The sequence below is a fragment of the Nonomuraea sp. NPDC050022 genome, from assembly GCF_044460705.1.
Classification (GTDB): Bacteria; Actinomycetota; Actinomycetes; order Streptosporangiales; family Streptosporangiaceae; genus Nonomuraea.
This window is the reverse complement of sequence record NZ_JBITKE010000015.1, coordinates 201,034-212,306: the sequence shown is the minus strand read 5'-3', so window position 1 is coordinate 212,306 and position 11,273 is coordinate 201,034. Positions and strand designations below refer to the sequence as shown.

The 11,273-nt window shown below is 69.2% G+C and carries 11 protein-coding genes; 4 read left to right on the top strand and 7 right to left on the bottom strand.

Going from position 1 to position 11,273, the window contains the following annotated elements:
• Nucleotides 1-10: 10 nt before the first annotated feature.
• On the top strand, nucleotides 11-712 hold the full coding sequence (locus tag ACIBO2_RS48320; RefSeq protein ID WP_397304478.1) for a TetR family transcriptional regulator: 702 nt from the start codon (nucleotides 11-13) through the stop codon (nucleotides 710-712).
• A 91-nt stretch (nucleotides 713-803) separates the two neighbouring features.
• On the opposite strand, the gene ACIBO2_RS48315 is transcribed toward ACIBO2_RS48320, so the two are convergent.
• Nucleotides 804-1,169: a hypothetical protein gene (locus ACIBO2_RS48315; protein WP_358546664.1), complete on the bottom strand. Its 366-nt coding sequence runs from the start codon at nucleotides 1,167-1,169 to the stop codon at nucleotides 804-806.
• Between the two features lie 164 nt (nucleotides 1,170-1,333).
• Between ACIBO2_RS48315 and ACIBO2_RS48310 the strand changes: the two genes are divergently transcribed.
• On the top strand, nucleotides 1,334-1,864 hold the full coding sequence (locus ACIBO2_RS48310; RefSeq protein WP_225299024.1) for a tetratricopeptide repeat protein: 531 nt from the start codon (nucleotides 1,334-1,336) through the stop codon (nucleotides 1,862-1,864).
• Between the two features lie 117 nt (nucleotides 1,865-1,981).
• Here ACIBO2_RS48310 and clpB read toward each other — a convergent pair whose 3' ends face one another.
• The 6 genes from clpB to ACIBO2_RS48280 all read right to left on the bottom strand — a co-directional run bounded on the left by clpB (nucleotide 1,982) and on the right by ACIBO2_RS48280 (nucleotide 9,383).
• On the bottom strand, nucleotides 1,982-4,552 hold the full coding sequence (clpB, locus tag ACIBO2_RS48305) for an ATP-dependent chaperone ClpB (RefSeq protein WP_397304477.1): 2,571 nt from the start codon (nucleotides 4,550-4,552) through the stop codon (nucleotides 1,982-1,984).
• A 5-nt stretch (nucleotides 4,553-4,557) separates the two neighbouring features.
• The gene (locus ACIBO2_RS48300) at nucleotides 4,558-4,908 is read right to left on the bottom strand and encodes a heat shock protein transcriptional repressor HspR (RefSeq protein ID WP_113703558.1); all 351 of its coding nucleotides are present in this window, start codon (nucleotides 4,906-4,908) and stop codon (nucleotides 4,558-4,560) included.
• A gap of 3 nt (nucleotides 4,909-4,911) precedes the next feature.
• Nucleotides 4,912-6,093, bottom strand: a complete 1,182-nt coding sequence (gene dnaJ, locus ACIBO2_RS48295) for a molecular chaperone DnaJ (protein WP_357655045.1) — start codon at nucleotides 6,091-6,093, stop codon at nucleotides 4,912-4,914.
• A gap of 20 nt (nucleotides 6,094-6,113) precedes the next feature.
• Nucleotides 6,114-6,710: a nucleotide exchange factor GrpE gene (grpE, locus tag ACIBO2_RS48290; RefSeq protein ID WP_358546655.1), complete on the bottom strand. Its 597-nt coding sequence runs from the start codon at nucleotides 6,708-6,710 to the stop codon at nucleotides 6,114-6,116.
• Nucleotides 6,710-8,581, bottom strand: a complete 1,872-nt coding sequence (dnaK, locus tag ACIBO2_RS48285; protein WP_358546652.1) for a molecular chaperone DnaK — start codon at nucleotides 8,579-8,581, stop codon at nucleotides 6,710-6,712. The genes grpE and dnaK overlap by 1 nt, the downstream gene beginning before the upstream one ends.
• 343 nt (nucleotides 8,582-8,924) lie before the next feature.
• Nucleotides 8,925-9,383: a hypothetical protein gene (locus ACIBO2_RS48280; RefSeq protein WP_358546649.1), complete on the bottom strand. Its 459-nt coding sequence runs from the start codon at nucleotides 9,381-9,383 to the stop codon at nucleotides 8,925-8,927.
• Nucleotides 9,384-9,474: 91 nt separating this feature from the next.
• Between ACIBO2_RS48280 and ACIBO2_RS48275 the strand changes: the two genes are divergently transcribed.
• Nucleotides 9,475-10,356, top strand: a complete 882-nt coding sequence (locus ACIBO2_RS48275) for a proline dehydrogenase family protein (RefSeq protein WP_358546646.1) — start codon at nucleotides 9,475-9,477, stop codon at nucleotides 10,354-10,356.
• A 79-nt stretch (nucleotides 10,357-10,435) separates the two neighbouring features.
• Nucleotides 10,436-11,230, top strand: coding sequence for a pyrroline-5-carboxylate reductase (proC, locus tag ACIBO2_RS48270; protein WP_357954599.1), 795 nt, complete (start codon nucleotides 10,436-10,438; stop codon nucleotides 11,228-11,230).
• The last annotated feature ends 43 nt before the right edge of the window (nucleotides 11,231-11,273 follow it).

Genomic DNA, 11,273 nt, shown 5'->3' with positions numbered 1-11,273 from the left:
TGGGGGGAAGATGGAGCACGTGTCCTCCCCGATGATTGAAGACGGCTGCGCGGCGCCCAAACCGCTCCGGCGGCAGCCGACGCAGCGCCGCAGTGCCCGCCGCGTCGAGCGGATGCTCGACGCGACCGCCGAGCTGCTCGACGAGATCGGCTACGAAGGGCTCTCCACCACCCGCATCGCCGAGAGAGCCGGTGTCGCGATCGGGTCGGTCTACCAGTTCTTTCCCGACAAGCGGGCCATCACGCAGGAGCTGACCCGGCGCAACGTCGAGCAGTTCGTCTCCCGGGTCGGCCGCCGGTTCCTCGAAGAGGACTACCGCGGCTGGTGGGAGGCGGTCGACGCGATCATCGACGAGTTCGTCGACATGCATCGGAGCGTGCCCGGGTTCAGGAATCTGCGCTTCGGCGACGTGGTCGACCTCAACCTGCTCGACTCCGACTCCGACAACAACATGGTGATCGCCGGGCGGCTGCGCGGGCTGCTGCTGAAGGAGTTCGGGCTGGCCGACAGCCAGGAGCTCGACATGGCCGTGCTGGTCGCGGTCGAGGCGGGCGACGCCGTGCTGAAGCTGGCCTTCCGCCGCGATCCGGACGGCGCGCCGGAGATCATCGAGGCGGCCAAGCAGCTGATCCGCGGCTTCCTGTCCCGCCAGCTCAAGTCCTGGCCCTCGGGAGGCGCCCGGGCCCTCGATGAAGGGTCACGGCCCTCGTGAAGCGTCACGTCTGCCTGGCGTGAAGCGTCACGCTTGGCCTTCGTGAAGCGTCTGGCCCTCGTGGAGCGTCACGCGCCGGGCTGCTGGGCCGTCAGTGGGCCGCGTGCAGCTCTCTGAGGAGCTCTGGCAGCCAGGCGGGAGTCGAGCCGTGAGGGTCATACCTGGACTGGAGCCGGTCGCCCGATTCCGGGACGAGCGCGGAGGCGGGCGGCGGGTGCGGCTGGGTGCGAGAGGTGTCGGTGCCCGGCGCGCACGGTGTCAGGAACGTCACCGACCGTGCGTCACGGGCCTCCCTGATCATCCTGGTGTGCAGTCTCGCCTCAAGCGCGTGCAGGTTCCGCTCCGCCGATTCGATGGCCTCCAGACGGGCCGAAAGGTAGCCGATCGCCCCCGGAATCACGGCGGACAGCACGACGAGGCAGACCAAAATGAAGGTCATCTGCCTGGACAGGCCCATCGCGACTCCCTCCACTAGCGGACGAGCGCGACGGTAATATCCCCTCCGACCAGCACAGACACGCTGACTGTAGTCACACTTTAACGCTACGTTGCCGAACCTGTGCGAGATCCGCGATGTGCATTGACCGGGCAAAACCGCAAGCGGCTCGGTAGTCTCGCGGTGTGGCGCATGTGACCCGTGAGCACCTTGATCGCCTGCTAGAGCAGGCACTGCTGGCCGACGACCACGGTTCGCTGGCCAAGCGGCTGTACGACGTCGCGCTCGGCTATTCGACGGGCGACGTTTCCAGGGCATCCATCCTGGTCCTGGCCGCCGAGGAATGGCGGGCGGCGGGACAGCCCGCGCGTGCGATGGAGTGTTTCCAGCGTGCGATGGAAGACGGTGGTGAGTCGAGCATCGACCCGCGAGCCGGCATCGCCGACACGCTCTTCGAGCTCGACAGGCCGGACGAGGCCAGGGAGGTCATCGAGACCATCCGCGCGGAGGGCAGAGCCACCACGGCGACCGCCCACACGATCGCCGAGACCCTGGTCGCCTACGGTGACCTGCGGGCTGGGCACGAGTGGGCGACCCAGGCGGTGCTGGCCTGCGACGAGGACGACCCCGAGCACGTGGCCCTGCTGCGTACTCGCTACCGCATCAGGGTGGACCTCGGCCTACCGGAAGACGACCTCGACGCCCTGGTGTCCTGACCAGGGACGTCCCGAGAGGGCGGAGGTGACCGGCCCGGTGGTGGCGTGAGCCTGCCCACCTGCCGTGATACGTGACGCCCGGGAACCAACCGGTTCCCGGGCGTCACGTATCAGACCTCAGCCGCGGACGATGGACAACTCGTCGTCGGCCAGGTCCACCAGCACCCGGTCGCCGTCCACGACCTCGCCCGACAGCACCGCCTTGGCCAGCTTGTCGCCGATCGCCGACTGGACCAGGCGGCGCAGCGGGCGCGCCCCGTACATCGGGTCGTAGCCGGTGAGCGCCAGCCACTCGCTGGCCGCGTCGGTGACCTCCAGCGTGAGCCTGCGGTCGGCCAGCCGCTGGGCCAGGCGTTCGATCTGGAGGTCGACGATGCGCGTCAGCTCTTCCGAGCCGAGCGCGTCGAACAGGATCACGTCGTCGAGCCGGTTGAGGAACTCCGGCTTGAACGAGCTGCGCACCGCGCCCATCACGGCCTCGCGCTTGGCGCCGTTGGCCAGCTTGGGGTCGACCAGGAACTGCGAGCCGATGTTGGAGGTGAGGATCAGGATCGTGTTGCGGAAGTCGACGGTACGGCCCTGGCCGTCGGTCAGCCGGCCGTCGTCGAGCACCTGCAGCAGGATGTCGAAGACCTCGGGATGGGCCTTCTCCACCTCGTCGAGCAGCACGACCGTGTAGGGCCGCCGCCGGACGGCCTCGGTGAGCTGGCCGCCCTCCTCATAGCCGACGTAGCCGGGAGGCGCGCCGACGAGCCGGGCGACGCTGTGCTTCTCGGAGTATTCGCTCATGTCGATGCGGGTCATCGCCCGCTCGTCGTCGAACAGGAACTCCGCCAGCGCCTTGGCCAGCTCGGTCTTGCCGACACCCGTCGGGCCGAGGAACAGGAACGAGCCCGTGGGCCTGTCGGGGTCGGAGATCCCGGCCCGGCTCCGGCGTACGGCGTCCGAGACAGCCTGTACGGCCTGCTGCTGCCCGATGAGGCGCCGCCCCAGCTCCTCCTCCATCCGCAGCAGTTTGGCCGTCTCAGCCTCCAGCAGGCGGCCCGCCGGGATGCCCGTCCAGGAGGAGATGACCTCGGCGATGTCGTCGGCGCCGACCTCCTCCTTGACCATGGCGTTGTCGGGCGTCGCGGCGTCGGAGGCGGCTTGCAGAGCCTGCTCCAGGCGCGGCACCTCGGCGTACATGAGCCGGGAGGCGGCCTCGAAGTCGCCGTCGCGCTGCGCCCGCTCGGCGCCGCTCCTGGCCTCGTCGAGCTGCTTCTTCAGCTCGCCGACCTTGTTGAGGCCGGCCTTCTCCAGCTCCCAGCGGCCGACGAGGGCGTTGAGCTCCTCCTGGCGGTCGGCCAGCTCCTTGCGCAGGCGTTCGAGCCGCTGGATGGAGGCCTCGTCGGTCTCCTTGGAAAGGGCCAGCTCCTCCATCTTCATCCGGTCGACGTTGCGCTGGAGCTGGTCGATCTCGACGGGACGCGAGTCGATCTCCATGCGCAGCCGGGAGGCGGCCTCGTCGACCAGGTCGATGGCCTTGTCGGGCAGGAAGCGGTTGGTGATGTAGCGGTCGGAGAGCGCGGCGGCGGCGACCAGCGCGCTGTCGGCGATCTGGACCTGGTGGTGGGCCTCGTAGCGGCCTTTGAGCCCGCGCAGGATCGCGATCGTGTCCTCGACCGTGGGCTCGCCGACGTAGACCTGCTGGAAGCGGCGCTCCAGCGCGGGGTCCTTCTCGATGCGCTCGCGGTATTCGTCGAGCGTCGTGGCGCCGATCATGCGCAGCTCGCCGCGGGCCAGCATGGGCTTGAGCATGTTGCCCGCGTCCATGGCCCCCTCGGCGGCGCCCGCCCCGACGACCGTGTGCAGCTCGTCGATGAACGTGACGATCTGCCCGTCGCTCTCCTTGATCTCGGAGAGCACGGCCTTGAGCCGCTCCTCGAACTCGCCGCGGTATTTGGCGCCCGCGACCATCGCGCCGAGGTCGAGCGAGATGAGCCGCTTGTTGCGCAGCGACTCGGGCACGTCGCCGGCCACGATGCGCTGGGCCAGGCCCTCGACGACGGCCGTCTTGCCGACGCCGGGCTCGCCGATCAGCACCGGGTTGTTCTTGGTGCGCCGCGACAGCACCTGCACGACCCGGCGGATCTCGGAGTCGCGGCCGATGACCGGGTCGAGCTTGCCATTGCGGGCCCGCTCGGTCAGGTCGACGCCGTATTTCTCCAGCGCCTGGTAGGTGTCCTCGGGCGTCTCACTGGTGACGCGGGCGTGACCGCGTACCTTCTCGAAGGCGTCGAGCAGCGCCTGAGGCGTCGCCCCCTGGGACTTCAGCAGCTCGGCCACCTGGCCGCCGTCGGTGGCCAGGCCCACGAGCAGGTGCTCGGTGGAGACGTAGTCGTCTTCGAGCCGCTTGGCCCGCTGGGCGGCCGTGTTGATCACGCTCAGCAGCTGGCGGGAGCTCGACGGGGCGCTCACGGTGGAGCCCTGCGCCTTCGGCAGCCCGGCGAGCTGCTCCTCGGCCTTGGCGCGCAGCGTCTTCCAGTCGGCGCCGACGGCTTCCAGCAGCGGAATGGCGGTGCCGCCCGTCTGGGCGAGCAGGGTGGTCAGCAGATGGGCGGGCGCGATCTCCGGATTGCCCTCCGCAGCGGCACGCCGCATGGCCCCGGAGAGAGCTTCCTGGCTCTTCTGGGTGAGCTTGTAGTCCATGTGTTCTAGGCCCCCGGTGGCAGCTCGTAGCGGATCAGCGCCCTGACCATCTGCATCTCGGCGCGGAGGCGGTGAACCTCCTCACGCAGCCGCAGAGCCTCGTTCTCGAGCTCGAGAATCCGCTTGATGCCCGCGAGGTTGATGCCCTCCTCCTGGGAGAGCCGCTGGACCTCGCGGAGCTGGATGATGTCGCGGGTGGAGTAGAGGCGGCCGCGCCCCGCCGTGCGGCCTGGACAAACCAGTCCGAGCCGGTCGTACTGTCGCAAGGTCTGTGGATGGAGGCCCGACAGTTGCGCGGCCACCGAGATCACATAGACCGGAGTCTCGTCTGACAGGTCGAAATAGTTGGCGTCCATCGGCTACTCGCTTCTGGCTCTCTGTATGAGATCAGCCCGCGGGTCCTCGCCCGCCGTCGCGGTGTTGAACTCCGTGAGGAGCTCGCGGGACTTGTCGTCCAGCGTCTGAGGGACGAGCACCTCGACGGTGGCGAGCAGGTCGCCCTTGGTGCCGTCCTTGCGGGCGACGCCCCTGCCACGGACCCTGAACGTGCGGCCGTTGGGCGTGCCCGTCGGGATGCGCAGCGTGACCGGCAGCCCTTTGAGTATCGGCACCTTGATCTCGGCGCCGAGCGCGGCCTCGGAGAACGTCACCGGCACCGTGATGGTCAGGTTGTCGCCCGTCCTGCCGAAGACGGCGTGCGGTTTGACGTGCGTGAGGATGTAGAGGTCGCCGGCCGGGCCGCCGTTCTCGCCCGGGGCACCCTTGCCCTTGAGCTTGACCCGCTGCCCGTCGGCCACCCCCGCGGGGATGCGCGCCTGGATGTTGCGGGTGCTCTTGGCCCGGCCGCTGCCCTCGCACACCGGGCAGGGGTCGTCCACGAGCAGGCCGCGGCCCTTGCAGTCGCGGCAGGGCTCGGAGAAGGCGAAGTTGCCCAGGTTGCGGCTGGCCGCCCCCGTGCCCTCGCAGGTCGGGCAGACCCGCGGCGTGGTGCCGGCCTTGGCCCCGGTGCCGCTGCAGGCCGTGCAGGCGGCCGAGCTGGTCAGTCTGAGCGACACCGTGGAGCCGTCGACCGCTTCGGTGAACGTGAGCGTGACCTCGGACTCGACGTCCTGGCCACGCCGCGGCCTCGTGGCGCTGGTCGTACGGGTCGAGCCGCCGCCGCGGTTGAACAGCCCGCCGAACAGGTCGCCGAGCCGCTCACCCGCCCCGTGGCCCTGCTGCTGCTGGTTGGCGGTGCCCCCGAACAGGTCGCCGAAGTCGAACGGGAAGCCACCACTGCCGGGACGCTGGGCCCCCACCCCGGACCCGAACAGCGTGCGCGCCTCGTCGTATTCCTTGCGGCGCTTGCTGTCGGACAGGACGTCGTTGGCCTCGGAGATCTCCTTGAACTTGGCCTCTTTGGCCACGTCGCCCTGGTTGGTGTCGGGGTGGTATTGCCTGGCCAGCTTGCGGTAGGCCTTCTTGATGTCATCGGCCGTGGCTGACTTGGGCACACCAAGGACGGCGTAGTAGTCCTTCTCCAGGTAGTCCTTGGTGCTCATCTATCGCCCTTCGTTCTTCGTCAGTTGTCGTCGTCGGACGCCGGGGGGGCGTCTTCTGGCTCCGCCACGGCCACCCGCGCCGGGCGGAGCACCCGGTCACCCATCCGGTAACCGGGCTGGAGCACCTCGATCGCGGTCGGCTCGGTGACGTCCGGCGAGTAGCTGTGCATCAGCGCCTCGTGGACGGTCGGGTCGAACGGGTCGCCCTTCTGGCCGAAGGAGTTGAGCCCGAGCTTGGTGACGGCCGCTTCCAGTGACTCTGCCACCTTCGCGAAGCCACCGGTGAGCTCGCCGTGATCACGCGCCCGGCCGATGTCGTCGAGCACGGGCAGGAGCTCCTGGAGGGCGCTCGCGACGGCCTGCTCCCGCACTGCGCTGCGGTCACGTTCGACCCGCCTGCGGTAGTTGGTGTATTCCGCCTGGAGGCGCTGCAGGTCGGACGTCCGCTCGGAGAGCTGGGCCAGCAGGTCTCCGTCCTGCGCCGCCGCCTCACTGGCGGCGGGCGGAGGGGGAGCGTCCTGGTCCTGCGGTCGTTCGCGCACCTGGCCCGTCTCCGGGTCGATCTTGCGGTTGTCGCGGATCACCGGCTCGTCGTGCCCGTTGTCACGCGTCGGCATCACTTGTCCTTCTTCGGCTGGTCTTCGTCGACGATCTCGGCGTCGACCACGTCGTCATCGGCCTTCTGCTGCTCGCCGGCCGCGGCGTCCTGCGGGGCGCCCTCGCCGCCGGGCTGCTGGCCCTGGCTCTGCGCGTAGATCGCCGAGCCCATCTTCTGGCTGACGGTCGCGAGCTTCTCGGCCGAGGTACGGATGACGTCGGTGTCGGTGCCCTCCAGAGCCTTCTTCAGCTCGGCGAGCGACTCCTCGACCTCGGTCTTGATCTCGCCGGGGACCTTGTCGTCGTTCTCGCGGAGGAACTTCTCCGTCTGGTAGGCGAGCCCGTCGGCGTTGTTGCGGACCTCGGCCTCCTCGCGGCGCTTCTTGTCCTCGTCGGCGTAGGACTCGGCCTCGCGCATCATCCGCTCGATGTCGTCCTTCGGCAGCGCGGAGCCGCCGGTGATCGTCATCGTCTGCTCCTTGCCCGTGCCCAGGTCCTTGGCGGAGACGTTGACGATGCCGTTGGCGTCGATGTCGAAGGTGACCTCGATCTGCGGGATGCCGCGCGGCGCCGGGGCGATGCCGGTCAGCTCGAAGGTGGCCAGCTTCTTGTTGTAAGAGGCGATCTCGCGCTCGCCCTGGTAGACCTGGATCTGCACCGACGGCTGGTTGTCCTCGGCCGTGGTGAAGACCTCGGAGCGCTTGGTCGGGATCGTCGTGTTGCGCTCGATGATCTTGGTGAAGATGCCGCCCTTGGTCTCGATGCCCAGCGACAGCGGGGTCACGTCGAGCAGCAGGACGTCCTTGACCTCACCCTTGAGCACACCGGCCTGCAGGGCGGCGCCGATGGCGACGACCTCGTCCGGGTTGACGCCCTTGTTGGGCTCCTTGCCGCCGGTCAGCTCCTTGACGAGCTCGGAGACGGCGGGCATGCGGGTCGAGCCGCCGACGAGCACCACATGGGCGATGTCGGAGATCTTGATGCCGGCGTCCTTGATGACCTGGTGGAACGGGCCCTTGGTCCGCTCGAGCAGGTCGGCGGTCAGCCGCTGGAACTCGGCCCTGGTCAGCTTCTCGTCGAGGTGCAGCGGGCCCTCGGAGGAGGCGGTGATGTAGGGCAGGTTGATGTTGGTCTCGGCCTGGCTGGACAGCTCGATCTTGGCCTTCTCGGCGGCCTCACGCAGGCGCTGGAGCGCCATCTTGTCCTTGGACAGGTCGACGCCGTGGGCGTTCTTGAACCGGTTGGCCAGCTCGTCGACGACCCGCTGGTCCCAGTCGTCACCACCGAGGTGGTTGTCGCCGGAGGTCGCCTTGACCTCGACGAAGCCGTGGCCGTCCTCCTGGCCGACGTCGAGCAGGGACACGTCGAAGGTGCCGCCGCCGAGGTCGAAGACCAGGATCGTCTGGTCCTGCTCCTTGTCGAGTCCGTAGGCGAGGGCCGCCGCGGTGGGCTCGTTGATGATGCGGAGCACGTTGAGGCCCGCGACCGTGCCGGCCTCCTTGGTGGCCTGGCGCTGCGCGTCGTTGAAGTAGGCCGGGACGGTGACCACCGCGTCGGTGATCTTCTCGCCCAGGTAGGCCTCGGCGTCCTGCTTCAGCTTCTGCAGCACGAAGGCGCTGATCTGCTGGGGGGAGAACTTCTTGCCGTCGATCTCCTGGGACCAGTTGGTGCCCATCTCCCGCTTGACGGAGCGGATGGTCCGGTCCACGTTGGTGACGGCCTGTCGCTTGGCGACCTCGCCGACCAGGACTTCGCCGTTCTTAGCGAAGGCGACCACGGACGGCGTGGTCCGCGAGCCCTGCGCGTTGGCGATGACGGTGGGCTCACCGCCCTCGAGGATCGAGACGACGGAGTTGGTCGTCCCAAGGTCGATACCTACCGCACGTGCCATGAGTACGTCCCTGTAGTTAAAGTTGAGTCGGTCAGACTCAACGTACGAATGCCCGGGGTGTTTGTCAAACAGCTTGAGCCTACTCGACTCAACCTGACCCCGGGCACCCGTATTCCCCCTGAGAGCTCCCCCCTCAAACCCTGACGAGACCCCGGCACGACAAGGGTCGCGTACCGGGGTCTGGCCCCTCCCGGAAGTCCCCCGCCCGAAACTGGCGGACCCCGGCGCGACAGGGGTCGTGTGCCGGGGTCTGGTCGTTCCTCTCCCGAAAGTCCCCCGCCCGAAACTGGCCGACCCCGGCGCGACAAGGGTCGTGTGCCGGGGTCTGGGTCTGTTGAGAGGTTCAGGGCTTGGCGCCGTCCAGCACCTTGCGCTTGCCGAGCGGGGTCTTGAGCTTGACCGTCGTCGTCTTCTCCACCGCGATCATGATGCAGGCGACGTCCTTGGCCTTCGGGGCGGTGCCCTCGTACAGGGTGACCTTGACGCTCTTGCGCGTCTCCTTGACCTTCACCCGGTCCAGGACGGTGCACGGGGCCACGCCCGACCACCAGATGAGCTTGAGCTTGCGGCCGTGCGACGTCGGTTGCGCCTTGGTCCAGCGGACCTTGTGCGTGTTGATGGTGTCGCCCGTGGGCTTGACCGGTTTCGGAGCCTTCGTGGGAGTGGTCTCAGCGGGAACACTCGCCACGGGGTCAGTGGTGACCGGCGTCTGTGGGGCGGGGGCGGTGGCCTGCTCGGCAGGCGCCGGGGCCCCGCAACTCGTCGCAAGCACCAGACATCCGGCCAGAAGAGTCGCTGTCATTGTGCGCATACCTCTTGGACGAATGGGACGGCTCGCAGGTTCAGCTACCGAATCCGGCGGGTTTCGCGCCGGCGAAGTTAGGGTGGAACATGTGCTGCGTCAGGCCCTGCTAGCCGTATCCAGGAGCGACCTCGTCGAGCGGGTCGTCACCACCTCGCCGCTGACCAGAGACGTGGTCAGGCGCTATGTCGCCGACGACGTCGAAGCGGTCGTCGCCCGGCTGACCCGCGACGGGCTGCTCGTCACCATCGCCCGCCTGGGTGAGGACGTCACCGATCGGGCGCAGGTCGAGCGTGCGGTCCAGGGCTACCTCGCGCTGCTCGGCCGGCTGCCCCGGGACGCCGACGTGTCGGTCAAGCTGACCGCGCTGGGGCTGCGGCTCTCCGAGAAGCTCGCGCTCGATAACGCGGCCACCGTCTGCGAGGCCGCCGCGGCCAGGGGAGTGACGGTCACCCTCGACGCCGAGGAGCACGACACGATCCCCAGGCTCGACTCCGTGCACGCCACGCTGCGCAAGGAGCATCCCGACGTGGGCATCGTGGTGCAGGCGTACCTGCCGGACGCCCGTGAGCGCTGCGAGCGGCTCGACGGTGCCCGCGTACGGCTCTGCAAGGGCGCCTACAGCGCGCCCGGCGCCCTCACCTCACGGGCCGACATCGACCGGTCGTTCGCGCGCTGCCTCAAGGTGCTGATGGTGGGCACCGGCTACCCCATGGTCGCCACGCACGACCCGCGACTGGTGGAGATCGCTTCGGCGCTGGCCGTACTCACCGGGCGGGACGCGACGGGCTTCGAGTATCAGATGCTGTACGGCGTGCGGCCCGCCGAGCAGGCCCGGCTGGCCGGACTCGGCGCGCAGGTGCGCGTCTACGTGCCCTACGGCGCCGACTGGTACGCCTACCTCATGCGCCGCCTCGCCGAGCGCCCGCGCAACCTGGCCTTCTTCGCCCGGTCGCTGCTGAGCCGTCACTAGCTTCGCCCGGTCGGTGGTGAGCCGGCACTAGCTTCGCCCGGTCGCCGGTCACCCGGCACCGGCTCGGTAGGCTACCGGGGTGATTGCGATTCTGGGCACGGGCAAGATGGGCGAGGCCCTCCTGTCCGGGCTGCTGCGAGCGGGGTTCGATCCGGGCGACATCATGGCGACGTCCCGCAGGCCGGAGCGGGCGCAGGCGCTGCGCGAGGCCTATGGCGTGCGCACCGTGACCAACACCGAGGCCGCCAAGGCCGCGGAGACGATCATCCTGGCGGTCAAGCCGCAGGACATGGCGGCGCTGCTGGCCGAGATCGCCCCCTATGTCCCCGCCGACCGACTGGTGATCACCGCTGCCGCGGGCATCACCAGCGCCTTCGTCGAGCAGCGTCTCGGCGTCGAGGTGCCGGTCGTCAGGGTGATGTCCAACACGCCGATCCGCTTCGACGAGGCGATGAGCGTGATCTCGGCGGGCGCCCACGCGAGCGAGGAGCACCTCCAGCACACCGAGGACCTGCTCAAGCCGGTCGGCAAGGTGCTGCGCATCCCCGAGTCGCAGCAGGACGCGGCCACCGCGCTGTCGGGCAGCGGGCCCGCCTACTTCTTCTACCTGGTCGAGGCCATGGTCGACGCGGGGATCCTGCTCGGCATGCCCAGGGCCGCCGCGCTCGACATGGTCACCCAGTCGATCGTCGGCGCCGCCGTGATGCTGCGCGACTCGGGCGAGCACCCGGTGATCCTGCGCGAGGCGGTCACCTCGCCCGGCGGCACCACGATCGCGGCGATCGCCGAGCTCGAACGCCACAGCGTCCGCGCCGCCTTCCTGGCCGCCATCGAGGCCGCCCGCGACCGGAGCCGCGAGCTGGCCTCAGGCTGAGCCTAGTTCGGGAGGCCCAAGCCACCCCGGGCACCCTGCTCCT

Excerpts from the sequence above, each read along its gene's own strand:
- dnaJ (WP_357655045.1), bottom strand. The coding sequence starts at position 6,093 with ATGAGCACCAAGGACTACCTGGAGAAGGACTACTACGCCGTCCTTGGT.
- ACIBO2_RS48300 (WP_113703558.1), bottom strand. The coding sequence starts at position 4,908 with ATGGACGCCAACTATTTCGACCTGTCAGACGAGACTCCGGTCTATGTG.
- ACIBO2_RS48315 (WP_358546664.1), bottom strand. The coding sequence starts at position 1,169 with ATGGGCCTGTCCAGGCAGATGACCTTCATTTTGGTCTGCCTCGTCGTG.
- clpB (WP_397304477.1), bottom strand. The coding sequence starts at position 4,552 with ATGGACTACAAGCTCACCCAGAAGAGCCAGGAAGCTCTCTCCGGGGCC.
- ACIBO2_RS48320 (WP_397304478.1), top strand. The coding sequence starts at position 11 with ATGGAGCACGTGTCCTCCCCGATGATTGAAGACGGCTGCGCGGCGCCC.
- dnaK (WP_358546652.1), bottom strand. The coding sequence starts at position 8,581 with ATGGCACGTGCGGTAGGTATCGACCTTGGGACGACCAACTCCGTCGTC.
- ACIBO2_RS48280 (WP_358546649.1), bottom strand. The coding sequence starts at position 9,383 with ATGACAGCGACTCTTCTGGCCGGATGTCTGGTGCTTGCGACGAGTTGC.
- grpE (WP_358546655.1), bottom strand. The coding sequence starts at position 6,710 with ATGCCGACGCGTGACAACGGGCACGACGAGCCGGTGATCCGCGACAAC.